The sequence below is a fragment of the Bradyrhizobium sp. 17 genome, from assembly GCF_023073515.1.
Lineage (GTDB): Bacteria > Pseudomonadota > Alphaproteobacteria > Rhizobiales > Xanthobacteraceae > Bradyrhizobium > Bradyrhizobium canariense_D.
This window is the reverse complement of sequence record NZ_JADPJQ010000012.1, coordinates 189,486-215,537: the sequence shown is the minus strand read 5'-3', so window position 1 is coordinate 215,537 and position 26,052 is coordinate 189,486. Positions and strand designations below refer to the sequence as shown.

The 26,052-nt window shown below is 64.3% G+C and carries 24 protein-coding genes; 12 read left to right on the top strand and 12 right to left on the bottom strand.

Annotated elements, in window-relative coordinates; genetic code table 11:
• Positions 1–4 precede the first annotated feature (4 nt).
• Positions 5–1,138, bottom strand: coding sequence for an alpha-hydroxy acid oxidase (locus IVB13_RS02260; RefSeq protein WP_247487527.1), 1,134 nt, complete (start codon positions 1,136–1,138; stop codon positions 5–7).
• Between the two features lie 304 nt (positions 1,139–1,442).
• Here IVB13_RS02260 and IVB13_RS02255 point away from each other — a divergent pair, with 304 nt between their 5' ends.
• Positions 1,443–2,780, top strand: a complete 1,338-nt coding sequence (locus IVB13_RS02255) for a S41 family peptidase (protein ID WP_026233497.1) — start codon at positions 1,443–1,445, stop codon at positions 2,778–2,780.
• 277 nt (positions 2,781–3,057) lie between these two features.
• Here IVB13_RS02255 and IVB13_RS02250 read toward each other — a convergent pair whose 3' ends face one another.
• Positions 3,058–5,790, bottom strand: coding sequence for an EAL domain-containing protein (locus IVB13_RS02250; protein ID WP_247487525.1), 2,733 nt, complete (start codon positions 5,788–5,790; stop codon positions 3,058–3,060).
• A 142-nt stretch (positions 5,791–5,932) separates the two neighbouring features.
• On the opposite strand from IVB13_RS02250, the gene IVB13_RS02245 reads away from it, so the two are divergent.
• Complete coding sequence (locus IVB13_RS02245; RefSeq protein ID WP_085353576.1) at positions 5,933–6,034, top strand: Flp family type IVb pilin; 102 nt, start codon at positions 5,933–5,935, stop codon at positions 6,032–6,034.
• 9 nt (positions 6,035–6,043) lie between these two features.
• On the opposite strand, the gene moaC is transcribed toward IVB13_RS02245, so the two are convergent.
• The 4 genes from moaC to IVB13_RS02225 are packed head-to-tail and all read right to left on the bottom strand — an operon-like array spanning position 6,044 to position 10,343.
• A complete protein-coding gene (gene moaC, locus IVB13_RS02240; protein WP_018458079.1) occupies positions 6,044–6,586 on the bottom strand; it encodes a cyclic pyranopterin monophosphate synthase MoaC in 543 nt (180 codons plus the stop codon).
• A 1-nt stretch (position 6,587) separates the two neighbouring features.
• On the bottom strand, positions 6,588–7,409 hold the full coding sequence (gene trpC / locus IVB13_RS02235) for an indole-3-glycerol phosphate synthase TrpC (protein ID WP_018458078.1): 822 nt from the start codon (positions 7,407–7,409) through the stop codon (positions 6,588–6,590).
• A 7-nt stretch (positions 7,410–7,416) separates the two neighbouring features.
• Complete coding sequence (gene trpD, locus IVB13_RS02230; protein ID WP_085362122.1) at positions 7,417–8,430, bottom strand: anthranilate phosphoribosyltransferase; 1,014 nt, start codon at positions 8,428–8,430, stop codon at positions 7,417–7,419.
• A gap of 14 nt (positions 8,431–8,444) precedes the next feature.
• Positions 8,445–10,343, bottom strand: a complete 1,899-nt coding sequence (locus tag IVB13_RS02225) for a peptidylprolyl isomerase (RefSeq protein ID WP_247487523.1) — start codon at positions 10,341–10,343, stop codon at positions 8,445–8,447.
• 223 nt (positions 10,344–10,566) lie between these two features.
• Between IVB13_RS02225 and tpiA the strand changes: the two genes are divergently transcribed.
• The 3 genes from tpiA to IVB13_RS02210 all read left to right on the top strand — a co-directional run bounded on the left by tpiA (position 10,567) and on the right by IVB13_RS02210 (position 13,667).
• On the top strand, positions 10,567–11,325 hold the full coding sequence (gene tpiA / locus IVB13_RS02220; protein WP_247487522.1) for a triose-phosphate isomerase: 759 nt from the start codon (positions 10,567–10,569) through the stop codon (positions 11,323–11,325).
• A gap of 157 nt (positions 11,326–11,482) precedes the next feature.
• Positions 11,483–11,869: a preprotein translocase subunit SecG gene (gene secG / locus IVB13_RS02215; RefSeq protein WP_007590603.1), complete on the top strand. Its 387-nt coding sequence runs from the start codon at positions 11,483–11,485 to the stop codon at positions 11,867–11,869.
• A 166-nt stretch (positions 11,870–12,035) separates the two neighbouring features.
• Complete coding sequence (locus IVB13_RS02210; RefSeq protein ID WP_007590604.1) at positions 12,036–13,667, top strand: CTP synthase; 1,632 nt, start codon at positions 12,036–12,038, stop codon at positions 13,665–13,667.
• Between the two features lie 4 nt (positions 13,668–13,671).
• On the opposite strand, the gene IVB13_RS02205 is transcribed toward IVB13_RS02210, so the two are convergent.
• The 3 genes from IVB13_RS02205 to IVB13_RS02195 all read right to left on the bottom strand — a co-directional run bounded on the left by IVB13_RS02205 (position 13,672) and on the right by IVB13_RS02195 (position 16,485).
• Positions 13,672–14,334: an rRNA adenine N-6-methyltransferase family protein gene (locus IVB13_RS02205; protein WP_247487520.1), complete on the bottom strand. Its 663-nt coding sequence runs from the start codon at positions 14,332–14,334 to the stop codon at positions 13,672–13,674.
• Positions 14,335–14,437: 103 nt separating this feature from the next.
• On the bottom strand, positions 14,438–15,814 hold the full coding sequence (locus IVB13_RS02200; protein ID WP_247487518.1) for a HAMP domain-containing sensor histidine kinase: 1,377 nt from the start codon (positions 15,812–15,814) through the stop codon (positions 14,438–14,440).
• The gene (locus tag IVB13_RS02195; RefSeq protein ID WP_247487516.1) at positions 15,811–16,485 is read right to left on the bottom strand and encodes a response regulator transcription factor; all 675 of its coding nucleotides are present in this window, start codon (positions 16,483–16,485) and stop codon (positions 15,811–15,813) included. Before IVB13_RS02195 ends, IVB13_RS02200 begins: the two co-directional genes overlap by 4 nt.
• A gap of 195 nt (positions 16,486–16,680) precedes the next feature.
• On the opposite strand from IVB13_RS02195, the gene IVB13_RS02190 reads away from it, so the two are divergent.
• The 3 genes from IVB13_RS02190 (at position 16,681) to IVB13_RS02180 (ending at position 19,204) form a co-directional block, all read left to right on the top strand.
• Entirely contained in the window at positions 16,681–17,007 is a 327-nt protein-coding gene (locus tag IVB13_RS02190) for an NIPSNAP family protein (RefSeq protein ID WP_247336773.1), read from the top strand.
• 125 nt (positions 17,008–17,132) lie between these two features.
• Positions 17,133–17,996: a 3-deoxy-8-phosphooctulonate synthase gene (kdsA, locus tag IVB13_RS02185; protein ID WP_018458071.1), complete on the top strand. Its 864-nt coding sequence runs from the start codon at positions 17,133–17,135 to the stop codon at positions 17,994–17,996.
• On the top strand, positions 17,996–19,204 hold the full coding sequence (locus tag IVB13_RS02180) for an MFS transporter (RefSeq protein WP_085353232.1): 1,209 nt from the start codon (positions 17,996–17,998) through the stop codon (positions 19,202–19,204). The genes kdsA and IVB13_RS02180 overlap by 1 nt, the downstream gene beginning before the upstream one ends.
• 62 nt (positions 19,205–19,266) lie before the next feature.
• Here IVB13_RS02180 and IVB13_RS02175 read toward each other — a convergent pair whose 3' ends face one another.
• A complete protein-coding gene (locus IVB13_RS02175; protein WP_247487514.1) occupies positions 19,267–19,650 on the bottom strand; it encodes a helix-turn-helix domain-containing protein in 384 nt (127 codons plus the stop codon).
• A gap of 431 nt (positions 19,651–20,081) precedes the next feature.
• Between IVB13_RS02175 and IVB13_RS02170 the strand changes: the two genes are divergently transcribed.
• Positions 20,082–20,705: a dihydrofolate reductase family protein gene (locus IVB13_RS02170; protein WP_085395044.1), complete on the top strand. Its 624-nt coding sequence runs from the start codon at positions 20,082–20,084 to the stop codon at positions 20,703–20,705.
• Between the two features lie 22 nt (positions 20,706–20,727).
• Here the strand turns inward: IVB13_RS02170 and queF are convergent, their stop codons facing one another.
• Positions 20,728–21,180, bottom strand: coding sequence for a preQ(1) synthase (gene queF, locus IVB13_RS02165; RefSeq protein ID WP_018458066.1), 453 nt, complete (start codon positions 21,178–21,180; stop codon positions 20,728–20,730).
• A gap of 51 nt (positions 21,181–21,231) precedes the next feature.
• Entirely contained in the window at positions 21,232–22,239 is a 1,008-nt protein-coding gene (locus tag IVB13_RS02160) for a lyase (protein WP_247487512.1), read from the bottom strand.
• Between the two features lie 174 nt (positions 22,240–22,413).
• Here IVB13_RS02160 and eno point away from each other — a divergent pair, with 174 nt between their 5' ends.
• The 3 genes from eno to IVB13_RS02145 all read left to right on the top strand — a co-directional run bounded on the left by eno (position 22,414) and on the right by IVB13_RS02145 (position 25,980).
• On the top strand, positions 22,414–23,697 hold the full coding sequence (gene eno / locus IVB13_RS02155) for a phosphopyruvate hydratase (RefSeq protein ID WP_018458064.1): 1,284 nt from the start codon (positions 22,414–22,416) through the stop codon (positions 23,695–23,697).
• Positions 23,698–23,731: 34 nt separating this feature from the next.
• Entirely contained in the window at positions 23,732–24,865 is a 1,134-nt protein-coding gene (locus IVB13_RS02150) for a zinc-binding dehydrogenase (protein ID WP_247296600.1), read from the top strand.
• A gap of 116 nt (positions 24,866–24,981) precedes the next feature.
• The gene (locus IVB13_RS02145; protein WP_247487509.1) at positions 24,982–25,980 is read left to right on the top strand and encodes an MBL fold metallo-hydrolase; all 999 of its coding nucleotides are present in this window, start codon (positions 24,982–24,984) and stop codon (positions 25,978–25,980) included.
• Positions 25,981–26,052: the final 72 nt, after the last annotated feature.

Genomic DNA, 26,052 nt, shown 5'->3' with positions numbered 1-26,052 from the left:
TCACTCAGTATCGATACGGCTCGTGGTCGAACAGCGGAAACGCGCTGAACACACTCGGCGCGTTGGTTGCGGTCGCCTGGTGCAGGCAGGATTTGTTGACCTCGGCGAACGAGGTCGCACCCAAGAGGCCGAGGCAGCGCAGCACTTCGTCCTCGAGCAGTTCCAGCATGCGCGCCACGCCGGCTTCGCCGGCCGCCGCCAGCGCCCAGCATTGCAGCCGGCCGATGCCGACGAGGTCGGCGCCCGCCGCGATCGCCTTGACGATGTCGGTGCCGCGACAGACACCGCCATCGACCATGATCTTGGCGCGGCCGTTCACGGCGTCGACGATCTCGGGCAGCACGTGCATGGCGCCGCGACCGTGATCGAGCTGACGGCCGCCATGGTTGGAGACGTAGATCCATTCGACGCCGTGATCGATCGCGATCAGCGCGTCCTCTGGCGTCGCGATGCCCTTGAGGATCAGCGGGATCTTAAACTTGTCCTTGATCATCTTCACCGTCCGCCACTCCAGACCCTTCTGGTAATCGCCCCCGGTGGCGCGCAAGCGGCTCTCGCGAACGTAGCGCTTGGCGATGTCACGTTCGCGGCGGCTGTAGTGGGCGGTGTCGACGGTCAGGCAGAAGGCGGCGTAGGCGTTCTTCTCGGCCCGGCTGACGACGTCGGCGACGAAGGCGTCATCGCCGCGCACATAGAGCTGGTAGAGCCGCAGCGCGTCGGACGCAGCTTCGGCGGTCTTTTCTAGGCCGGGCTCGGACACCGAACTGAGCATGTGCGCCGCACCGAAAGTGCCGCAGGCGCGTGCCACGCTCGCCGCACCATCCGGATCGAAGATCTCGAGCGCGCCGACCGGGGCGAGGACCACGGGCAGGCGCATCTTGCGGCCGAACTGTTCGACCGAACCTGTAACCTTGCGAACATCGCGCAGCACGCGCGGGCGGAAGGCGATCTCGTCCAGCGCCATGCGGTTGCGACGCATCGTGGTCTCGGTCTCGGCCGCGCCGACGATATAGTCCCATGCATTCTGGTTGAGGTTGGCGCGGGCTTTCCGGACGAATTCATGCAGATTCTGGAACGGCTCGGTGCTGGCGCCGAGCTCGACGTTCCTTTCCGGTTGGATGCGGGGTGCTTCGTTCATTGTTATCCTCCCGAGAATTTGAAGCCTTCCCTGATCGCCTAACCCGTCCGGGGCGCCAAAACCATCCTAAAATGGCATGGCTGCGAGGCGCGGGCCGGCCGGCCGACCCCCGCTGCGCACGAACCAGTCCTGCAACGTTGCCGAAAGTTTAGGTCCGGACCAACCGATTTTTACGGTGTACCCGCCGGCGTGGCATCCCGGCCTTGAAGAAACCAGAATGGTATTGTGAGAAGCAGGCTGGATCGCCATTTGCATGGCGGCTCCCAGCCCCACCGAACCGCGAAGCAAAAAGGCCAGCCTATCCATGCGGAAAACCCTGCTGTTTCCACTGGGCGCGCTCACCGGAGCGTGTCTGACCCTTTTGGTAGCCAGTCCGCACGGCGGCGTATGGGCGGCACGGGCGGCAGCGAGCGCGGATGACGCCTATTCCAAGCTCAATCTGTTCGGCGAAGTGTTCGAGCGGGTGAAGGCGAGCTATGTCGAGAAGCCTGACAATGCCAAGCTGATCGAAGGCGCGATCACCGGCATGGTGACCTCGCTCGATCCGCACTCGCGCTACATGAACGACAAGGCCTGGACCGAGATGCAGGAGACCACCTCCGGCGAGTTCGGCGGGCTCGGCATCGAGGTCACGATGGAGGAGGGGCTGGTCAAGGTCGTCTCGCCGATCGACGACACGCCGGCATCCAAGGCCGGCATCATGTCGGGCGACCTCATCAGCAAGATCGACGGCGATGCCGTGCAGGGCATGACGCTCGAGCAGGCCGTCAACAAGATGAAGGGGCCGGTCGAGACCCAGACCAAGCTCACGATCGTGCGCAAGGGCGCCGACGCCCCGCTCGACGTCGCGATCAAGCGCGAGATCATCCATGTGCGTCCCGTGCGCTTCCACGTCGAGAACGGGGATATCGGCTATATCCGCGTCACCTCGTTCAACGAGCAGACCACCGATGGCCTGAAGAAGGCGATCGCATCGATCACCAAGGAGGTTCCGCCGGAGAAGCTGGTAGGCTACGTGATGGACCTGCGCAACAATCCGGGCGGATTGCTCGACCAGGCCGTGTCGGTGTCGAGCGCGTTCCTGCAGCGTGGCGAGGTCGTCTCGACCCGCGGCCGCAATCCGGAAGAGACCCAGCGCTTTACCGCCCATGGTGGCGACCTCACCAAGGGCAAGCCGCTGGTGGTTCTCGTCAACGGCGGCTCCGCCTCAGCCTCGGAAATCGTGGCCGGCGCGCTGCATGACCACAAGCGCGCGACGCTGATCGGCACGCGCTCGTTCGGCAAGGGCTCGGTGCAGACCATCATTCCGCTCGGCACCGGCAACGGCGCGCTGGCGCTGACCACGGCGCGCTACTACACGCCCTCGGGCCGCTCGATCCAGGCCCAGGGCATCGCGCCCGACATCGAGATCCTCCAAGACGTGCCGCCCGAGCTGAAGGGCCGGATGGACACCATGGCGGAGTCCCAGATGCGCGGTCATCTCCAGGCAGCCGACGGCACCGAGCAGACCGGGTCGCAGTCCTATGTCCCACCGGAAGCGAAAGACGACAAGGCCCTGCATACGGCCTACGACTTCCTGCACGGCCAAACCGCGAATGCGGTCGCCGCCAAGCCGGCGTCGAAGGCTGCGGTGCCGAACTAGGCGCTCGCGACGGTAAGGTGTTGATCGCCCGGGAGCGGATAGCCGTTCCCGGGCGAACTTGTTTCGGGACGCTGTGTCAGCTCGGGTTCATGGCCGCGAAGGTGGCCTCGTAGCAGCCATCGCGCTCGGCCCAGCGGCGGGCGCGGTCGCGCTCGACCAGACCTCGCCGCCGGGATGAACCCGCAACTCCAGCAATTGCATGACCTCCGCGACACCTGCGTCGTGTGTATCGAGGAGAGCTTCTGGGAATGCCGCTGCGCCGACCACGAGGTCCGAACTAGCTTGCCTCGCGGCGGCGGCCTTCGTTGCCGCCGCGCCGGGCGAGACGGCTGCGATGAGCTGCGAACAGCTCCAGCACCTTGTCGGCGGGCTTTGCGGCGCTGAACAGATAGCCCTGCATCTCGGAGCAGCCGAGCGCGCGCAGCAACCGCTGCTGCTCCTCGGTCTCGACGCCCTCGGCCGTGGTGGTCATGCGGCGGGCGGCCGCGAGATTGACGACCGCCTGCACGATGCTGGCGGAGCCGTCAGGGCCGGCGATGTCGTTGACGAAGCAGCGGTCGATCTTGATCTTGTCGAAGGGGAAGCGGTGCAGATAGCTCAGCGAGGAGTAGCCGGTGCCGAAATCGTCGAGCGCAATGCGGACGCCGATGGCGCGGAGTTGATGCAGGATCGCAAGCGCGGTGTCGTCGTCGCGGATCAGCACCGCCTCGGTGATCTCGAGCTCGAGCCGGCTTGCCGACAAATTGGAGGCGGCAAGCGCTGCCATGATCTTCAGCGCCAGCGTGCCGCTCTTGAACTGCACCGGCGAGACGTTGACGGCGAGGCGGATGTCGTCGGGCCAGTTCGCCGCATCCCGGCAGGCGGTCGCCAGCACCCATTCGCCGATCTCGTTGATCAGGCCGGTGTCCTCGGCGATCGGGATGAACTCCGCCGGCGAGACCATGCCGCGCTCGGGATGGCGCCAGCGCACCAGCGCCTCGCAGCCGGTGATGCGGTCGTCCTTCAGGCTGAGGCAGGGCTGGTAATACACCTCGAGGCCGCCTTCGAGCCCGCCTTGAGCGATGGCGTGGCGCAGGTCGATCTCGAGCTGCCGCCGCTCGTGGATCTTGGCGTCCATCTCCGACTCGAAAAAACGGTAGGTGCGGCGCCCGGCGGCTTTGGCGGCGTACATCGCCATATCCGCGTTCTTCAGGATCTGGTCCAGCGCCGTTCCATGTTGCGGCGCCAGCGCGATGCCGATGCTGGCGTCGGTGGCAAGATGATGTCCCATGCAGTCGAACGGCGCGCGGATGGCCTCAAACACCCGCGCGACGAGTTCGTTGACCTGATCCGGCGATGTCACCGCGCTCTGGACGATGGCAAATTCGTCGCCGCCGAGGCGCGCCACGAAGTCCGCCGGCCCCGCACAGCGGTGGAGGCTCTGCGCGACCGACTTCAGGAGCTCGTCGCCGACGAGATGCCCGAGCGCGTCGTTGACGCCCTTGAACTCGTCGATGTCGATGTAGTGCACCGCGAGTTGTTCGCCGCCGGCGACGAGATCGAGTTCCTGACGCAGATGCTCGTGGAACATGGTGCGGTTGGGCAGGTCGGTCAGTGCGTCGTAATGAGCGAGATGGGTGATGCGCTCCTCGATACGCCGGCGCTCCGTGATGTCCTCATGCGTCGCCACCCAGCCGCCGTCCGTGAGCGGTTCGTTCACGATCTGGATCGAGCGACCGTGGGAGGTCTCGACCACCATGGAATTGCGCACGTGGACGTCGCGCAGGACCCGTGCGACATACTGGTCCGCATCGCCGGTGAACGAGCCGGTGGCTTTGCGGTGTGCAATGATGTCGTGAAAGCTGCAGCCGGGTCTCACGATTTCGGCCGACAGCCCGTACATCTCGATGTAGCGCTGATTGCAGATCACGAGCTGCTGCGAGGCGTCGAACAGCAGCAGGCCCTGGGTCATGTTGTTGACGGCGCGGTCGAGACGCTGCTTTTCCAGCGTCAGCCGTTCCCGCGAAAGACGATGCTGCTCCAGGAGCTTGCGAACGATCGCGATCAACACGCCCGCGATGGCGAGCGCGGAAGAGGCCGCGACCGAGATCAGGATGCCGATCTGCTCGCGCCAGTCCGTCAGGGCCGTCGCGCGCGTCGTGGTGGCCATCATCAGGATCGGGAAGTGAGGCAGGGCATGTGAGGAAATCAGCCGGTCCTCGCCGTCGACGGGGCTCATGAAGCGGCCGGTAAAATGGTCGAGCCCGAAAACCCTTTGATGCGCGAACGGACCGTTCTTGAAATTCCGTCCCATCAATTCACTGGAATGGGGATAACGGGCGAGCATCGTGCCGTCCCGGTGCAGCATCGAGATCGTCGTGCTTTCGCCGAGCACGGCTGACTCGAAGAATTTTTCGAAGTTTGCCGGCTCGATGCCGCGTCCGACCACACCCATGAATTCGCCGTTCGGTCCGACGACCTTGCGCACGATCAGGATGGTCCATGCGCCGGAGATGCGACTGTAGAGTGGCTCGATCAGGACGTCGGGAGCGTCGGGATCGTACCGGAAGGTCTGGAAATAGGCGCGATCGGCAACGTTCACGTTCGGGGCCGGCCATGCCGCCGACGAATTGATCAAATTGCCTTCGGCATCGATGATATTGACGCCGCCCATGTAGGGCAGTGCCTCGATCTTCGAACGCAGCATCCGGTGGAGGTCCTGGCCGGCGAGGCGCTTGCGATAGTCCGCCGCACTGGTGATGCCGCTTGCGCGGACGTAGTCGACGAAATCCTTCTGGATGACCGCGAAATCCTGCAATTGCTGGTCGAAATGATGGGCCAGCATCAGCACGGTGTTTTCCAGCTCGCGCCCGGAGCTGCGCAGCGCACGTTCGCGGAAATTCTGCGCCATCAGCGTCGCGCCGACGGCGATCGCAGCGATCAACAGCGTGCCGCCCACCACCAGCCAGCGGATCGGTCCGCTGCGCACGAAGGCCTGGTCAAAAAGGCGACTGCCGAATCCCGTCATCATGATCGATCGTTGTCGTGCACACGCCAGGGTCAATTCTTGGCCCCGGAAACATCCGTTGGTTTACGGGAACGGAGTGGAGGCGAAGTTAGCAAGCTGGGTTAATGGGCCGTGAAGGGACCCTCGCAAAAGCAATCAATATGCGATCGAGTATGGGCTGATTGCGCTCGCGATCGTCGCCGTGGTGGACGGCCTGGGCAGCAAGCTCAATTCAAAATTCGGGTCGATCAGCGCGTCGTTGAAGTAGCAGCCGCAATCAGACGCGGTAATGGCCGGACTTGCCGCCGAGCTTCTCGACCAGATGGATGCCTTCGATGCGCACGCCGCGCTCCACCGCCTTGATCATGTCGTAGATGGTGAGGCAGGCGACCGAGACCGCGGTGAGCGCTTCCATCTCGACGCCGGTCGGGCCCGTGACCTTCACGCTGGCGCGGACGAGGCAGCCTGGCAGCGTTGCGTCTGGCTCGATCTCGACCGTTACCTTCGACAGCGCGAGCGGATGGCAGAGCGGGATCAGCTCCGCGGTGCGCTTGGCGGCCATGATGCCGGCGATGCGGGCGGTGCCGAGCACGTCGCCCTTCTTGGCGTTGCCGGACACGATCAGGTCAAGCGTCGCCCTGGTCATGACGACGCGTCCTTCCGCGACCGCGAGCCGCTCGCTGGCGGGCTTGTCCGACACGTCAACCATCCGCGCCTCGCCGGAGGCGCCGATATGGGTGAGGGCAGGGCCGGTCTTGGTGTTGGACTGGGTCTTGGACTCGGACTTGGCTGGTTTCGTCGCGGTCGGCTTGCGGGCCATGTCAGCGCGTGCCCGTCGCGCGCGCCGTCGTCTCGCGCGCCAGCAATGTGCGCGTCGCAGCGGTAACATCGGCTTGCCGCATCAGGCTCTCGCCGACCAGGAAGGTCGACATGCCGACGCGCTCGAGCCGGGCGAGATCGGCGGGCGTGAAGATGCCGCTCTCGCCGACCATCAGCCGGTCGCCGGGGATCAGCGGCGCCAATGTTTCGCTGGTCGCAAGCGTGGTTTCGAAGGTGCGCAAATTGCGATTGTTGACGCCGATCATCGGCGAACGCAGCTTCAGCGCGCGGTCAAGCTCGGCGCGGTCGTGGATCTCGATCAGCACGTCCATGCCGTGGGCGATGGCGGCATCCTCGAGCTCCTTGGCCGCGGCATCATCGAGCGCCGCCATGATGATCAGGATGCAGTCGGCGCCGTGCGCGCGGGCCTCCGCCACCTGATAGATGTCGAACATGAAATCCTTGCGCAGCACCGGCAGTGACGTTGCCGCGCGGGCCGCCACCATGAAGTCGAGATGGCCCTGGAACGAGGGCGTGTCCGTCAGCACGGACAGGCAGGCAGCGCCGCCGGCCTCATAGGCCCTGGCCAACAGCGGCGGATCGAAATCGGCGCGGATCAGGCCCTTTGACGGCGACGCCTTCTTGACCTCCGCGATCAGCGCGTAGTCGCCATTGGCGTGCTTGGCCTTGATCGCGCGCAGGAAGCCGCGCGGTGCTGCTTGCGCCTTGGCCTTCGCCTCTACCGCCGACAGCGGCTGCGCGCGCTTGGCCGCAGCGATTTCTTCGCGCTTGTAGGCTTCGATCTTGGTCAAGATGTCCGACATGTCAGGCTCAGCCGTTCGAGACCGCGATCAAATGTTTCAGCCGCGCGCGCGCCGCGCCGCTGTCGAGTGATTTTGCGCCGATCACGACACCTTCCTTGAGATCCCCGGCACGCCCCGCCACGACCAATGCGGCAGCGGCGTTGATCAGCGCGACGTCACGGTAGGGGCTCGGTTTGCCGTCGAGCACGCCCTGCAAGGCGATAGCGTTGGCGTCGGCGTCGCCGCCTTTGAGTGCACCGGCCTCGCAGCGCGGCAGGCCCGCGTCCTCCGGCGTCACCTCGAAATTCCGGATCTCGCCATTGTGGAGCGCGGAGACGAAGGTCGGGCCGGTGAGGGTGATTTCGTCGAGGCCGTCTGAACCGTGCACGACCCAGGCGGATTCAGAGCCGAGGTTCTTGAGCACTTGCGCCAGCGGCTGCACCCATTGCCGGGAGAACACGCCGACCATCTGCCGCTTCACACCGGCCGGATTGGACAACGGACCGAGCAGGTTGAAGATCGTGCGTGTCGCAAGCTCCACCCGGGTCGGGCCGACGTTCTTCATGGCGGGATGATGGGCGGGCGCGAACATGAAGCCGATGCCGCATTCGCGTATGCAGCGGCCGACCTGCTCCGGCCTCAGATCGATCTTCACCCCGAGCGAAGCCAGCACGTCGGCAGCGCCCGAACGCGACGATAGCGCGCGGTTGCCGTGCTTGGCCACCGGCAGACCGGCGCCCGAAACGATGAAGGAGGCACAGGTCGAGACATTGACCGAGCCGGAGCCGTCGCCGCCGGTGCCGACAATGTCGACGGCGTCCGCGGGCGCATCGACCGTGAGCATCTTGGAGCGCATGGCCGAGACCGCGCCGGTGATCTCGTCCACGGTCTCGCCGCGTACCCGCAACGCCATCAGCAGGCCGCCCATTTGCGAGGGCGTAGCCTCGCCGGACATCACGGCGTCGAAGGCGGAAGCCGCTTCGTCACGCGACAGGCTGGCGCCGGTCGCCACTTTTCCAATGATCGATTTCAGGTCGTCCATCGCGTGCTTTCAACTCACTGGTTCGCGCCGGTCACCTGCGCGAAGGCGGCCTGATTAATCGTGGTCCCGATGTCGGTTTCAAGCTTGTTGACGTAGGACGCGACCTGCTCCTCGGTCTGCGCGCGGTCGAGACTGTCCTTCAGCTTCTTGACCGCATCGGAAGCGGCATCGACGGTGGGATCGATGATCTCGGTAACGCGGAACACGATCACCTCGGTGCCGCCGGTCACTGCCGTCTGCCCGACGCCGTCCTTGGCGACGCGGAAGGCGGCCGACACGATGGCCGCGGGCACGCTGGCGGGCGAGTCGTCCCGCTTGAAGCCGGTGGCGGTCTCGACCTTGGCGCCGATCGCGGCTGCTTCGTCGGCGAGCTTGCCGCCAGATTCGAGCTTCTGCACCATCTCGGTCGCCTTGGCCTTCAGCTTGGTCGCGATCTGGTCCTGGCGCCAGCGCACCTCGACCTGGTCGCGAACCTCGTCGAGATTGCGGTCGCGCGAGGGCGTGATGGCAAGCACGTCGTACCAGACATAGCCGCCCTTGAACGAGATCGAGTCATTGTCGACGCCGACATCGGTGTTAAAGGCCTGCGACACCACGTCGAGGCCCTGCGGAATGCCGGAGACCGGCTGGCCGCTCGGCGCTCGGCCGGAACGGTCGACGGCGTCGATGGTCAAGGCGGTGAGGCCGAGCTTCTGCGCCGCGTCGATCACGCTGGCACCGCCGCCGCGCTCGTCTTCCATCTTGTCGCGGAGATCGGCGACCTTGACGCGCGCACGCTCGGTGGCGATCTCGCGCTTGATGTCGGCGGCAACGCTCGCGTAGTTCGCCTCAGTGCCCGGCTCGATCTTTTCGACCTTGACGATCGACGTGCCGAGACGGCCCTGGATCGGCTGGCTGATTTCACCGGCGGGAAGCGCGAAGACAGCGTCTCCAACGGCGGGATCGAGCGAGGATTTGGTCACGAGCCCGAGATCGACGTCAGACGCGCTCAGTCCGCGCTCCTTGCCGAGGTCCTCGAACGACGTCCCGCTGGTGAGCCGCTCGCGTGCGGCCTGTGCCTCGGCGGCGTTGGGGAATACGATCTGCTGGATCTGGCGCTTCTCCGGCGTGCCGAGCCGGTCCTTGCGCTGGTCGAATGCTTTCTTGGCGTCCTCGTCCGACACCTCGCTCCACTTGCCGATCTCCTCCGGCGAGACCACGACGAACGCGATCTTGCGATATTCGGGCGCGCGGAACTGGACCTTGTGATCCTCGAAATAGGCGGCGAGCGCCTCCGGCGATGGCGCGTCGATGGTGCCTGCCTGGGCTGCGTCGAGCCTGACGAATTCAATGGCGCGCTGCTCGTTCTGGAAGCGCGTCAGCACGTCGAGCATCGCCTTCGGCGGCTCGAGGCCGGCACCGATCGTGCCGGTGATCTGCCGACGCAGTGAGACCTTGCGCTGCTCCGAAACGTAGCGCTGCTCGGTATAGCCGAAATTGCGGATCACGGACTGAAAGCGGTTCGAATCGAAGTTGCCGCCGACGCCCTTGAAGTTCGGGTCGTTCATGATGAGCTGGCGGATCTGGTCGTCGGACTGGCCGAGCCCGAGCCGGCGCGCCTCTTCGTCGAGGGCGGCTTCCGCGATCGTCTGCTGGAGCACCTGACGGTCGAGGCCGAAGGCGCGCGCCTGCTCAGGCGACAGCGGCCGGCCGAACTGGCGGCTGATCTGCTGGAGGCGATCAGTGTAAATCTGGCGGAACTCGTTCAACGAAATCTCGGTGCCGCCGACCTTGGCCACGGTGGATTGCCCAAAACCCTTGAAGATGTCGGCAATGCCCCAAACGCCGAAACTGATGATCAGCACGCCCATCACAATGGCCATAATGGTCTTGCCGAGCCAGTTTGATGAGGCCTTGCGCATTCCTCGAAGCATTTGGTCCAACTTGTTTGGCAGGAGGGGAACGGGAGCGCGTCTTAATGCAGATTCCGCAAAAGCGCGTCACCAAATTGATCAATCATCATAAAGTGGTGGCTTTCCCCCCGCAACCTCGGGTCTAGCGGGCTTTCGATCCCTGCGGTTAAAAGCCCCTGGTCTCTGGAACTGCCACGGGACCTCTGCTAGCGCATGAACAAACCAAATTTTGCTGGAATTTGACATGACCGATGCCATCCGCCCCCTGATCGCCGGCAACTGGAAAATGAACGGCCTCAAGGCCTCGACTGCCGAATTCGACGCCATGCTCAATGGCGCGGCAGAGGTGGCCGGCAAAGCCGAGCTGCTGGTTTGCCCGCCGGCGACCCTGATCGCTGCCTTTGCCGAGAAGGCACGCGGCAAGAAGGTCGCGGTGGGGGCCCAGGATTGCCACCCCAAAGCCTCGGGCGCCCATACCGGCGACATCGCCGCCGAAATGCTAGCGGATTCGGGTGCGACCGCCGTCATCGTCGGCCATTCCGAGCGCCGCGCCGGCCATGGCGAGGGCGATGCCCTGATCCGGCAGAAGGCTGAGGCCGCCTGGCGCGCCGGGGTGACGGCGATCGTCTGTATCGGAGAGACGCAGGGCCAGCGCGATGCGGGCCAGACCCTGGATATCCTGCGCGGCCAGCTCACCGGCTCGCTGCCGGATGGCTCGACCTCCGCCAATCTGGTCGTGGCCTATGAGCCGGTCTGGGCGATCGGCACCGGCCTGACCCCGACGTCTCGGGATGTCGAGCAGATTCATGGCTTTATCCGGGAATTCCTGACCTCCAGGTTCAAGGCCGACGGCGCCGGGATGCGCATTCTCTATGGCGGCTCGGTCAAGCCCTCGAACGCGGCCGAGCTGATGGCCGTGAAGAACGTCAATGGCGCGCTGGTCGGCGGGGCCAGTCTGAAGGCGACCGATTTCCTTGCGATTGCGCAGGGCTGCCCTAATTAGGCAGGGCCGTCCCTGGCTGGTTCAAACCACTGGTCCGGGGCTGATCGGGGGTGGCAATGCCCCGTCCGATCGTGTAACACCGCGCAACTTCAGGAAAACCCCGCGAAGCACGATTGGCCGCCGTCTCGGCGCTGTCGGCTTGTGACGGAAGGACACTATGCAGACCGTTGTCATCGTCATTCACCTCATGATCGTCACCGTTATGATCGGCGCCGTCCTGCTCCAGAAGTCGGAAGGCGGGGGCCTCGGCATGGGAGGCGGCGCAGGCTTCATGTCGAGCCGCGGCACGGCGAACCTTCTGACGCGGACCACCGCGATTCTGGCCGTCGGCTTCTTCCTCACCAGCCTGTTCCTGTCCTGGTATGCCGGCTACGACCGCAAGCCGTCGTCGATCATCGGTGCGCCGGCGTCGCAGACACAGCCGGCCGGTGGCGGACCGATCGCGCCGCCGACCTCGGGTGGCATCCTGGATTCGCTGAAGAAGGCCGACGAGCAGCAGCAGGCTCCGGCACCGAGCGGCCCGCAGGTACCGCGTTCGCAATAAAACAGGGGGGCCATGCAGGGCGGCTTCTACCGTCCTGGATCAACAATCCCTATCAAGGCTCTGTCACCACTTTCAGTTCTGGCTCACCCACAGCCCCGCAAAATGTTTGGGGCGGAATACGAATCGCTTTGGCGAATCGAATTCGAGGGATTAGAGGTTAAGCCCCATGGCGCGGTACATATTCATCACCGGCGGCGTGGTTTCTTCGCTCGGCAAGGGTCTGGCTTCAGCGGCACTCGGTGCCCTGTTGCAAGCTCGGGGCTACAAGGTCCGCCTCCGCAAGCTTGACCCCTATCTCAATCTCGATCCCGGAACGATGTCGCCGTATCAGCACGGCGAAGTGTTCGTGACCGATGACGGCGCGGAGACCGACCTCGATCTCGGTCACTATGAGCGCTTCACCGGGCGGCCGGCGACCAAGGCCGACAACATCACGACCGGGCGCATTTATCAGGACATCATCTCCAAGGAGCGGCGCGGCGATTATCTCGGCGCGACCATCCAGGTGGTTCCGCATGTCACCAACGCCATCAAGGATTTCGTCCTCGACGGCAACGACGATTACGACTTCGTGCTGGTCGAGATCGGTGGCACCGTCGGCGACATCGAGGGCCTGCCGTTCTTCGAGGCGATCCGCCAGCTCAAGAACGAGTTGCCGCGCGATCACGCCATCTACATTCATTTGACGCTGCTGCCTTACATCCCGAGCGCCGGTGAGCTGAAGACAAAGCCGACGCAGCACTCCGTCAAGGAGCTGCGCTCGATCGGCATCCAGCCGGACATCCTGCTCTGCCGTACCGATCGCGAGATCCCGAAGGAGGAACGGCGCAAGCTCGGGCTGTTCTGTAACGTGCGCGAGAGCGCCGTCATCGAGGCGCGCGACGCCGACAGCATCTACGCTGTCCCTCAGGCTTACCATGCGGCAGGCCTCGACGACGAAGTGCTTGCCGCCTTCGGCATCGGCTCGCGAATTCCGCCGGAGCTGCGGAGCTGGCAGCAGATCAACGAGCGCATCCGCAATCCCGAGGGCAACGTCACCATCGCCATCGTCGGTAAGTATACCGGCATGAAGGATGCGTATAAGTCGCTGATCGAGGCGCTCTCCCATGGCGGCATCGCCAACAAGGTGAAGGTCAATCTCGACTGGATCGAAAGCGAGATCTTCGAGAAGGAAGATCCCGCGCCGTTCCTCGAGCACGTCAACGGCATTCTGGTGCCCGGCGGCTTCGGCCAGCGCGGCGCCGAAGGCAAGATCCGCGCGGCGCAGTTCGCGCGCGAGCGCGACGTGCCGTATTTCGGCATCTGCTTCGGCATGCAGATGGCGGTGATCGAGGCAGCTCGGAATCTCGTCGGGATCGAGGAGGCCAACTCCACCGAGTTCGGCCCGACCAAGGAGCCCTTGGTCGGCCTGATGACGGAATGGCTGCGCGGCAACGAGCTCGAGAAGCGCACCAACGCCGGCGATCTCGGCGGCACGATGCGCTTGGGCGCCTATCCCGCGGCGCTCAATCGCGGCAGCCGCGTTTCGGAAGTCTATGGCGGCGCGACCGAGATTTCCGAGCGCCACCGCCATCGCTACGAGGTCAACACCGCCTATAAGGATCGCCTCGAGCAGCACGGGCTGAAATTCTCGGGCCTGTCGCCCGACGGCGTGCTGCCGGAGATCGTCGAGTACGAGGATCACCCCTGGTTCATCGGCGTCCAGTTCCATCCGGAACTGAAGTCGCGACCGTTCGAGCCGCATCCGCTGTTCGCGTCGTTCATTCGCGCGGCAATGGTTCAGAGCCGCCTGGTGTAATCGCTCAGCGCGTGGCGGTGCAGTCACCTGCAAGATGCATCGGCTCCGGCGCGGCCGGCATTGACGTATAAGGCGCAAGCGATCCCGTGACGAGCTTCATCTGCGGCCGTCGCGTCAGCTTGTAGACGGCGGCCGGCGGCACGTTCAGCAGGGCACGATCCACCAGCTTTGCGCGCAAGCCCAGCCGGTCGAGCACGGGCCGCGGGATCGGACAACTCATGCCGTAGGTGAACTGGTAGAAGGCGCCGCCGGGGCGGACATGACTGAACGCGCCACCGACGATCGAGACCACCTTGCGCGTCGACATGTTGAGCAGCGGCAGGCCGCTCACGACCGCGCCGACGGGCGCGCCGTCATAGAGGCGCTCCGTTGCGAGCCGCCCTGCATCCATCCACAAGACGCGCGCGTTCGGAAAACGCATCTGGAGCACCTTCATGAAGTCGGAGCCGTATTCGATCAGCGTGAGGTCCTGCTGGCGCACGCCGCGTTTGAGCAGCTTGTAGGTGAACGCGCCGGTGCCGGGGCCGAGCTCGAGAACAGGGCCGGTCGATGCGGTGATCTCGCGGGTGATGAGATCGGCCAGCGCCGCGCCTGACGGCGCGATCGCGCCGACGCGGCGCGGGGCTGACATCCATGACAGGAAGAACGAGAGGAAATCGTTGGGCATGCGCACTCCGGCATCTTGGTTGCGCCTCGCAGGTCAGAGGTGAGGCGGCCGAACAATCGCTTGAGTGCATTGCGACAGCATTGCGTACCGCCTGTCGATTGCGTCAATTCTCCCGGACGGGCGGCAGTGACATCCTGAAGCACGCGCCGCCGATCGCTGTGTCCGCGACCGAGATGTGGCCGCCATGCAGGAGCACGATCTCGCGCACCATGTTGAGACCGAGGCCGGCACCGCGATCCAGCGGTGTCAGCCGGTAGAACGGTTCGAATATCTGTTCGCGCTGATCGGCCGGAATGCCGGCGCCTTCGTCCGTGACCTCGATGCTCGCGGGCCTGCTGACACGAATGCCTATAGTGCCGCGGCGCGGGCCGTGCTCGATCGCATTCTGCACAAGGTTGGTCAGCGCGCGCTCCAGCGCCGCCGCATCGCCGATCGTTTCGACCGGCGTGGAGGGGGCGTCGAGCGCCAACTCGTAGCCGGCGGCAATGGCCAGCGGCGCAAGATCTGCGGCCGCGCTTTGCGCGATTGCGACGAGGTCAACGCGCGTGAAGGGATGGCCGCAGCGGTCGAGCCTTTGAATGTCCAGCAGCTGCTCGGCAAGCGTTGCCAGCCGCGCGGAATCCTCCAGCAACCGGGTCTTGTCCGGCCCCGCTGGAAGCGACTCCAGCCGCGTGTTCAGGATCGCGATCGGTGTGCGCAACTCGTGTGCGGCATCGGCGACGAAGCGCTTGTGGCGGGCATAGCCCTGGTCTAGCCGCGCCAGCGCGTCGTTGACCGCGGTCACGAGCGGCACGACTTCCAGCGGAATCCGGTCCAGCGACAGCCGCGCGCCGCGTTGATGGATGTCGATGTGCCGCGCCTGGTCCGCCGTCGCATCGAGCGCCTCGAAGGCGCGCCGCACGATCATCGGCGTGGCGATGAACGTCGCCGTTCCCATGAGGAGCAGGCCAGGCAGGGCGATGCCGAGCAGTGCAAGCGATGTCATGATCAACGCCTTGGCGCCCGTGAGCTTGCCTTGCGTCGCCGTGATGATTTGCACATTGCCGGCGTCGGTATCGACCCGCTTCAGCCGCGCCGGGGGCTTGCGCGGATCGTCCTCGAACAGCTGCCACCCGAGCCGGGCCTGGCTGATCTGGTCGAGGCCGCTGCCGATGGCGGCGAATTCGGCCGGCACGGCGCCTTCGCTTAGCGAATGTCCCTGCCTGTCGCGGACCAGGAACCAGAGATCGGGGGTCTCGCTGCGCAATTGTTTCAGCTCGGTCGTCGGCCGCAGGACCAGGTCGCCTTGCGCGTCGCGTCCGAGCGCGCGCTGGACGATATCGATCACGCGATCTTCGTCGCGCCCGGCGATCACGAATCCCGACGCGCTCAATGCCCCGACGACGACGGCAACGAGCGCCGTGAGCAGCACCGCCTGGAGCGACAGCAGGCGCCAGCTCAGCCGCGAGCGCAGGCAATAGGGTTCGTGGTGCTTGCTCATAGCAGCTTCTTCAAGAGATAGCCGACGCCGCGGATGCCGTGGATCTCCACGCGCGCATCGGCTTCCGAGAGTTTGCGGCGCAGGCGCGACACGTGCGTATCGAGCGCATTCGACTGGATCTCGTCGTCGAAACTGTAGACGGCTTCTTCCAGCGCGGAGCGCAGCACGGTCCGGCCCATGCGACGGACCAGGGCTTCCAGCACGAGGAGCTCGCGTCGCGGCAGCTCGAGCGGAGCCCCGTCGATGCTTGCCTCGCGATGGCCGAAATCGAAGGCGAGGCGGCCGGCGTGCATGATGTCGGGATGCAGCCCGGCGGGCCGGCGCAGCACGGCGCGCAGCCGCGCCAGCAATTCCTCCACTGCGAACGGCTTTGACAGATAATCATCCGCCCCGCAGTCGAGCCCGGCGACCCGGTCGGCGAGTTCGCCGCGCGCCGTCAACACGATGATCGGCACGCCGTCGGCGCGCGCCCTGAGTTTCGGGATCAGGGTGAGACCGTCGCCATCGGGAAGCTGGCGATCGAGCAGGACGGCGGCGTGGACGTCGGCAGAAATGGCCTCTTCCGCCTCGGCAAGCGTGGGGGCGTGGTCCACGACCATGTCGTAGCGCTTCAGCGCCGACGCCAGCGCGTCGGCCATTTCGGCCTCGTCCTCGACGAGCAAAATCCGCATGATCCCCACCTCAACCTCAATCGCGCCATTCTAGCGGCCGTATCATTGCGGCAGCATTGCGGAAACCGGCTCTCGATGAAGCGGCTTGAGCGGCTCTAGCCATGCACGGAACGCTACCGGGGCGGCCGAGCGGGCCTCAAGACACCGTCGGGGCCGGCCGTTATAACCGCCGGACCTGATCAGGGAGGAATACGAATGATCTACGAAATGCGCATCTATCGCTGCGTGCCCGGCCGCCTGCCGGCACTGCTCAAGCGGTTCGAGACCGTCACGCTGAAGGTGTGGGAAAAGCACGGCATCAAGCAGGCCGGGTTCTTCACGACCCTGATCGGTGAATCCAACCAGGAGCTGACCTATTTCCTGGCCTGGGAGTCGCTCGCCGAGCGCGAGAAGAAGTGGGCCGCCTTCATGACCGATCCGGACTGGATGAAAGGGCGCGCCGAGAGCGAGGCGGACGGCCAGATCGTCGGCAACATCGTCAGCCAGATCCTGGCGCCGACCGCCTTCTCGTCGGTGAAGTAGAGACGGCCGGCGCGAGGGCGTCGCGGGGAGCCTGGGCGCAACCCTGATATTCTGGGAGCCCAGGCCGAACGGGGTTGATCCGCCCTTCATCGCGGCTATGGTCGCGCCGAAACGAGGGATTTGCCTTGAGCTCTTCGACGTCAGCGGCGCCGGTCGTCACCATTGGCAAGGTCAAATTCGGCAATGATCTGCCGATCTCGATCATTGCCGGGCCGTGTCAGCTCGAAAGCCGCCAGCATGCGCTGGAGGTGGCCTCCGCGCTGAAGGAGATCGCCGCGCGACTGCAGATCGGCCTCGTCTACAAGACCTCATTCGACAAGGCCAATCGCACCAGCGCGTCGGCCGCGCGTGGCCTCGGACTTGCACAATCGCTGCCGATCTTCGCCGAAATCCGATCGTCGCTCGGCCTGCCGGTCCTGACCGACGTGCATGACGCCGGGCAGTGTGCCGAGGTGGCGCAGGCGGTGGACGTGTTGCAGATTCCCGCCTTCCTATGTCGCCAGACCGATCTGCTGCTGGCGGCGGCCGCAACCGGCAAGGTCGTCAACGTCAAGAAGGGTCAGTTTCTTGCGCCCTGGGACATGGCCAACGTCGTGTCCAAGATCACGAGCGCGAACAATCCCAACGTGCTCGTCACCGAACGCGGCGCGTCCTTCGGCTACAACACCCTGGTCTCCGACATGCGCGCGCTGCCGATCCTGGCGCGCACCACCGGCGCCCCCGTGATCTTCGACGCGACTCATTCGGTGCAACAGCCGGGCGGGAAGGGGACGTCTTCCGGAGGCGAGCGCGAATTCGTGCCGGTGCTCGCACGCGCAGCCGTCGCCGTCGGTGTTGCCGGTATCTTCATCGAGACCCATCCCGATCCTGACAGCGCGCCGTCCGACGGACCCAACATGGTGCCGCTGCGCGAGTTCGAAGGGCTGATCCGAAGGCTGATGGCGTTCGACGCGCTCGCCAAGGATTCGACCAAAGCCGACCCGCGCTGATGCAGCAAGGCGAGGCGCGGGCGCACGATCACGGCCTGCCGGCCGCGCTTTACGTCATCTCCGGTGCAAGCTTCGCCGCGGCGCTCTCCGCGCGCGCGCTCGATCCGGTGCTGCCGCACGTCGCGGAGGACTTTGGCGTCAGCATCGCGACCGCTGCCGGTTTTGCCGCGGTGTTCGCCTTCACCTTCTCGATCATCCAGCCGATCGTCGGCGCCGCCGCCGATCTGTTCGGCAAGACGCGGCTGATGATCGGCTGCCTCGCGCTGCTCGGCCTTGCCAACATCCTGGGGGCGCTCTCGAGCTCATTCTCGGTTCTGTTCGCGACCCGTATCCTCGCCGGTATCGGCTCCGGCGGCGTGTTTCCGGTGGCGCTCAGCCTGACCAGCGATCTCGTCGGTCCGGAGAAGCGCCAGGTCGCGATCAGCCGCACGCTCGCCGGCGCGATGACGGGCAATCTCCTCGGCGCCTCGGCCTCCGGCTTGATCGGCGATTTCCTCGGCTGGCGCGGCGTGCTGGCGGTGCTCGGCGCGCTGGTGATCGTTGCCTCGATCGCGGTCGCCGCCGGTTTTCGTGGCGCCAAGGTCAAGCATCCGCCGAAGACGAGCCTGTCGGCGCTGAAGGCGGGCTATCGCACCATCTTCACCAACCCGAACGCCTATGTCTGTTATGCGGCGGTGTTCATCGAAGGCTGCTGCGTGCTCGGCCTGTTTCCCTACATCGCTTCGTTCCTGTTCGAGCTCGGTCAGACGTCGCTCTCGATCGCGGGCATCGTCATCGCGGGCTTTGCGGTCGGCGGCTTGTTCTACACGCTGACGGTGTCGCGCCTGCTGCCATGGCTGGGCATGAAGGGAATGATGATCGCGGGCATGACGCTGGTGGCTTCGCAGCTCGTTGCCGTCGGCTTCGGCCTGCGCTGGGAAGTGCAGGCGTTCAATCTCATCGTGATGGGATGGGGCTTCTACATCGCCCATGGCTGCCTTCAGATGTTTGCCAGCGAACTCTCGGTCGAGGCGCGCGCAACCGCGTTGTCGCTGCATTCGTTCTTCTTCTTCATGGGGCAGACGGTGGGGCCGCTCGCCTATGGACTTGGCCTCCAGCATGGCGGCAAGATGCCGACCCTGTTCGCGAGCGCCGCGATCATGGTCGCGCTGGGCTTCGCCTGTGCGCGGCTGTTGAAACAGCGGGCGCCATCGGATGCAGTCGCCTAAAAGATGTCTAGCGCCTGACGCGGCGTATCGTCATTTAGAACCTCCTGTCCTCAGTTTTTGCTTCATCTGGGAAAGCATCTTGGGGCCCCCGCCGATAGTCTCTCGGCAATCGCACCAAGATCCGGATCAGCATTACGATATTTGCTGCCCCATAAGCCAAGCTCGGCGAGGACAGGCAGCAGATCAATGCCCGCCTCCGTAAGGCGATAAATCGCCTTCAGTTTATGCGTGGGGTCGTCATGACGGGTAAGGACGCCGCCTTCTTGCAGCGTTTGAAGCCGCTCCGCAAGCGTCCGCGATGATATCGATTCATCGGACTGCAGAAATTCCCGGAAGTGCTGTTTCCCCGCGAAAACGATGTCACGCACAATCAGCAGCGTCCAGCGATCGCCGAGCAACTCCAGCGACAGACTGATTGGGCAACCTGATCGCTGTCTTCCCGACATCCGTAGTTCCCTTTGTAAATCGATTTACTATTGACATCATTCGAGGCTGGCGTCAAATGCTTCCAAATGTAAACCAATCACAAAGTCTCAATGCTGGAGGAGTGGTGGAAAATGCCCGCAGATATCCATCAGGTTGCAAGCGGCGGCTTTTAAATATTTCAGAAGGTGACAGAGCTCCTGGGCAGGAAACTGCGCAAAGACGTGACTTATCGATCTGTCCCGCTCGATGACGCCCGCAGCAGCATGATCGCAAACGGGATATCAGCCAGCTTCACGGAAGCGTTGATCGAAACCCCAGCGAGCTTCAATCGCCAAGAGCGATGGGCACTCGACACGCCAGCTTCAGAAAACACAGCTCGAACGACCTTCAAACAATGGGCTGCTGAATCGTTCGCAGCTTCGATCCTTGCATGATTCGAGAGAATAGACCGATGCGAAAACTTATCCTCCAGATGCAGGTGTCAGCCGATGGCTTTGTCGGCTCCTACGGAACGGTAAATTGGCAGCTATGGGGTTGGGGTGACAACAACTTTTGGGATGATGAACTGAAGCGCGATTTCAATGCTCACTTCGAGCGCATCGACACGATTCTTCTCAGTCGGAAGATGCTGAATGAAGGGTATCTACGGCATTGGGAGAACGCAGCGAACCGCTACCCAACTGAGCCATTCTACGCGTTCGCTAAGCGTATCACAGAAATGAGCAAAATGGTTCCGACGAATAAGCCAACGGAGCCGGCGTGGGAACGAACCACGCTTGTCAGCGGAGATTTGCACGAGGTGGTCGGCGCCTTAAAGAGCCAACGAGGGCGCGACATTGGCGTGTTCGGTGGCGCGGGGTTTGCCGCGGCGCTGATCGAACAAGGTCTCGTTGACGAGTTTCAATTCTACGTCAACCCGGCGGTATTGGGTGACGGCGTCAGGATCTTCGCGGCGTCGGGGTTCAGGAAGCTAAAATTACTCGAGGCCAAGGCTTATTCGAGCGGCATGGTTGTTAGCCGCTATACCTCGTCCCCCGAGCGAGCAAATCTTCGCGGTCGAGACCGAACGCGGTGAGTCAGAAACGGTCTCTTCAAGCTCAGCCCCGGCCGCGATAGGGCGCGACGCCCTGCTCGGGCACCCACAATCCCTTCGGCGCGCGGCCCGTCTGCCAGAACACGTCGATTGGAATGCCGCCGCGCGGATACCAATAGCCCCCGATGCGTAGGAACTTCGGCTTGATCTCGCTCGCGATGCGCTTGCCGATCATCACGGTGCAGTCCTCGTGGAAGGCGCCGTGATTGCGGAAGCTCGCGATGTAGAGCTTGAGCGACTTCGACTCCAGTAACCATTGGCCGGGGGCGTAGTCGATCATCAGATGTGCGAAATCCGGTTGTCCCGTGACCGGGCAGAGCGAGGTGAATTCCGGCACGGTGAAGCGTACCAGATAGTCCGTGCCCTTTTGCGGGTTCGGCACGCGGTCGAGCTGCGCTTCTTCCGGTGTGTGCGGCCATTCGACCGCGCGGCCCAGCTGAAGGGATTTCTTCGCCATTGTCGTCACATCCTGTTCCGCGTGCCGGGATGGACGCAAATGCCGCTGTCGTCAACCGGCGGCGACCGTCTGGATCATGACGATCCGGTCGTTGCCGGATTCGCAGCCCCAGAGCTCGCCCGGCCTCCCGTCGAGCTGGCGCACATTGGCGTTAGCCTTGTCGCTGGCGAACACGTTGAAACGCTCGGTGGCGGGATCGAAGCGGACGATGGCGTTGGCGGAGAAATCGGTCAGCCAGACTTTGTCCTTGTCATCGACATAGACCGCGTAGGTGCGGGGACGCTCGCCGGGCAGCTTCCAGGTCTTCCAGGAGGCTTCCGCGGGATCGTGCACCGAGACGTGGCCACTGTTCCACTCGCTGACCCAGATCCGGCTTTTCGAATCCGACCAGACCCGTCGCGAACCCTGGCTCGGCGTCGGCGGCTCGACCACACTGGCGCTGCCCGTCGCCGGATCGATCCTGGCAATATAGCTGCCGGCAAGCGAGGCATACCAGACGTCGCCCTTGGGCGTGACGGTGATTCCGTAGGGGCCGACGCCCTTGGGCGCCCTGAACACGTCCATCCCGCCCGCGTTCGGCTTGAGGCGGCCGTAATAGCCGGACTGGCCGGTGAACCAATAGGTGCCGTCCTTGTCGAACACGCCGGTGTTGAGATTGGCGTAGGCGAACTTCTCGGGCAGGCGGAACAGGGTGACCTTGAGGTCGGAAGGATCGACGCGGGCGATCGCATTCTGGCCGCCCTCGGTGATCCAGGGCGCGCCGTCGGGGCCGATGGTCACGCCGTGCGGGGCGGCGCCCTGGCCGAGGCTGACCGTCTTGTGGCTGCCATCCTTCGGATCGAGCCTGCCGAGCAGGCCCTTGCCCTGGGCCGTAAACCAGACCGTGCCATCGGGAGCGGGAGCGAGGTCGTGCAGACCGATGCCGGAGCTAGCGAGGTCGTGCAGACCGATGCCGGAGCTAATGGGGTAGTATTTTGTCCGGAACGGGCCTTCCTGCGCAAAACTCGGGCGGGTCGCGAGGAGGGCGATGCTCGAGGCAAGAAACTGGCGGCGATTCATGGCGTTACCCCGACTGTTTCAGATTGAGGTTTTGCGCGCAGACCAGATGCGGTCAACCTTAGTCCGAGCCGCTTCACGCGTCAGTCGAAGCCCACCCTCCAAGCGTTCACATTTGCTTGCGGTCCGTGTAAGACCCGCGGCACCGATCAGCTCTAACGAACGGAAGTGCACATCATGACCGCCATCATCGACATCATCGGCCGCGAAATTCTCGATAGCCGTGGCAATCCCACCGTCGAGGTCGACGTCGTGCTGGAAGATGGCGCGCTTGGCCGTGCTGCCGTGCCGTCCGGCGCCTCCACCGGCGCCCATGAGGCGGTGGAACTACGCGACGGTGACAAGACTCGCTATCTCGGCAAGGGCGTCACCAAGGCGGTCGGCGCCGTCAACGGCGAAATCTTCGAGGCCCTGAGCGGCCTCGATGTCGAGCAGCAGGCCCAGCTCGACCAGATCATGATCGACCTCGACGGTACGCCGAACAAGAGCCGGCTGGGCGCCAACGCCATCCTCGGCGTGTCGCTCGCCTGCGCCAAGGCGGCCGCGAACTCGCTCGACATGCCGCTCTATCGTTACGTTGGCGGCACCTCGGCGCGGCTGCTGCCGGTGCCGATGATGAACATCATCAATGGCGGCATGCACGCCGACAATCCGATCGACTTCCAGGAGTTCATGATCCTACCGGTTGGCGCGTCCTCCTTTGCCGAGGGCTTGCGCTATGGCGCGGAGGTCTTCCACACCCTGAAGTCCGAATTGAAGAAGGCCGGCCACAACACCAATGTCGGCGATGAGGGCGGCTTTGCCCCGAACCTGCCGTCGGCGGACGCCGCGCTCGAATTCGTCATGAACGCGATCGGCAAGGCCGGCTACAAGGCGGGCTCCGACATCGTCATTGGCCTCGACTGCGCCTCGACCGAGTTCTTCAAGGACGGCAAATACGTCTACGAGGGCGAGGGCAAGACCCGCTCGATCTCCGAGCAGGCCAAGTACCTTGCTGATCTCGTCTCGCGCTATCCGATCGTGACCATCGAGGACGGCATGTCGGAAGACGACATGGACGGCTGGAAGGAGCTGACCGACCTCGTCGGCAAGAAGTGCCAGCTCGTCGGTGACGATCTCTTCGTCACCAACGTCAAGCGCCTCGCCGAAGGCATCAAGGCCGGACGGGCCAATTCGATCCTGATCAAGGTCAACCAGATCGGCACGCTGACCGAGACGCTCGCCGCCGTCGAGATGGCGCACAAGGCCGGCTACACCTCGGTGATGTCGCACCGCTCCGGCGAGACCGAGGATTCTACCATCGCCGACCTCGCGGTCGCCACCAATTGCGGTCAGATCAAGACCGGCTCCCTTGCGCGCTCCGATCGCACCGCCAAATACAACCAGCTCCTGCGCATCGAGCAGCAGCTCGGCAAGCAGGCGCTCTACGGCGGCAAGGCGGCACTGAAGGCGCTGGCATAAGCCAGCGGTCGGACAAGAACAGGGGAGGATCGACATGAGCGACGGCAAGAACGGCCTGCAACTGCGTTCGCTGATCAAGAAGAGCGGTGAGCTCGAAATCTCGCTGCTCGACGTGCCGACCCCCGAACCCGCCGCGGACGAGGTTGTCGTCCGCGTCGAGGCCGCGCCGATCAACCCGTCCGACCTCGGGCTCTTGATCGGCGCGGCCGACATGAGCACGGCAAAGGCTTCGGGCACCAAAGAAGCTCCCGTCATCACCGCGAAAGTGCCGGAAGGCGCGATGCGGGCGATGGCAGGCCGGCTCGACGAATCCATGCCGGTCGGTAACGAAGGCGCGGGAGTCGTGATCAGGACCGGCTCCTCGGATGCCGCGAAGGCGCTGATGGGCAAGACCGTCGCCATGATCGGCGGCGCGATGTACACGCAGTATCGCACGTTGAAAGTGCGCGAGTGCCTGCCGCTGCCGGAAGGCACCACGCCGGCCGAAGGTGCCTCCTGCTTCGTCAATCCGCTCACCGCGCTCGGCATGACCGAGACCATGCGACGCGAGGGTCACAAGGCGCTGGTGCACACTGCGGCCGCCTCCAATCTCGGGCAGATGCTGAACAAGATCTGCATCAAGGACGGCATCCCGCTGGTCAACATCGTGCGCAGCAAGGAGCAGGCCGACATCCTGCACAAGATCGGCGCCAAATATGTCGTCGATTCCAGCGCACCGAGCTTCCTCGGCGATCTCACCAATGCGCTGGTCGAGACCGGCGCCACCATCGCCTTCGACGCCATCGGCGGCGGGAAGCTCGCCGGAGACATCCTCAACTGCATGGAAGTCGCGATCAACAAGACCGCGAAGGAGTACAGCCGCTACGGCTCCAACGTGCACAAGCAGGTCTATGTCTATGGCGCGCTCGATGTCCGCCCGATTGAGCTGCCGCGCGGCTTCGGCATGGCCTGGGGCGTCGGCGGCTGGCTGCTGTTTCCGTTCCTGATGAAGATCGGGCAGGCGGACGGGGCCAGGCTGCGCCAGCGCGTCGTCGACGAACTGAAGACCACGTTTGCCAGCCACTACACCAAGGTGGTGTCGCTTTCCGAGGCGCTCGATCCCGCCAACATCGCGGTGTACGCCAAACGCGCCACTGGCGAAAAATTCCTCATCAACCCGAACAAATAATCGGGACGTGCGACGGCACGTCACCGAAAGAAGGTCTTGCCTTCTGAGCGAAGCCGGGGATTATTCCGCCGCCATTTGCACGCGGGAAAACCGCGGGGCGCTCAGAAGGGGACCTCATGACCGATCTTAATCGCCGCCATTTGCTTGCAGGCGCCGCCACCTTCGGTGCGGCTGCCGTGACCGGCTTTGGGCCGACCGCCGCCAATGCCTCAGTACCGCAAGCCGGCACGCAGGCGCCGGGCTTCTACCGCTACAAGGTCGGCAGCTACGAGTGCACCTCCATCAATGACGGTGCGCGCACTTTCCCGATGCCGGACAAGTTCGTCGTCAACGCGCCGAAGGAGGAAGTGCTGGCCGCTGGCGAGGCGGCCTACATGCCGAAGGGCATGGTCACGGTGCCATTCAACCCGCAGCTCATCAACACCGGCTCCAAGCTCGTGCTGATCGATACCGGCAACGGTGTCGCCAATCTCGAGCCCAGCAAGGGCGCGGTCGGCCGCACGCTGCAGAACCTCCAGGCCGCCGGCGTCGACCCCAAGAGCATCGACGTCGTGCTGCTCTCGCATCTGCATCCCGACCACACCAACGGCATTCGTCTCGCCGACGGCGCGCTTGCCTTCCTCAATGCGGAGATCATGGTGCCAGGCAAGGACTGGGAGTTCTGGACCAGCGAGGACAACGCCGCCAAGGCCGAGTCCAACGCGATGATGAAGAACTACTTCGCCAACGTGAAGAAGACCTTTGCCGGCCTCGAATCCAAGGTGACGAAGTACGAGTGGGGCAAGGAGGTCGCACCGGGCATCACCTCGATCGCGACGCCCGGTCACACCCCGGGGCACACCTCGTTCGCGGTCGCCTCAGGCGATTCCAAGGTGCTGATCCAGTCCGACGTCACCAACATCCCGGAGTTCTTCCTGCGCAATCCGAACTGGCATGTGGTGTTCGACACCGATGCAGCGCTGGCGCAGGAAACCCGCCACAAATTCTACGACATGGCGGCCGCCGAGAAGGCGACCGTGATCGGCTTCCACTTCACCTTCCCCTCGGTTGGCCATGTCGAGAAGGACGGCGCCAAATATCGTCTGATCCCGTCGGCGTGGAATCCGACCATCTGAGCCGATTTGCAGATTTGTACCAGGGATCGGGCCGCCACTTGGCGGCCTGATTGTTTGGGCAACCGTTCAGAA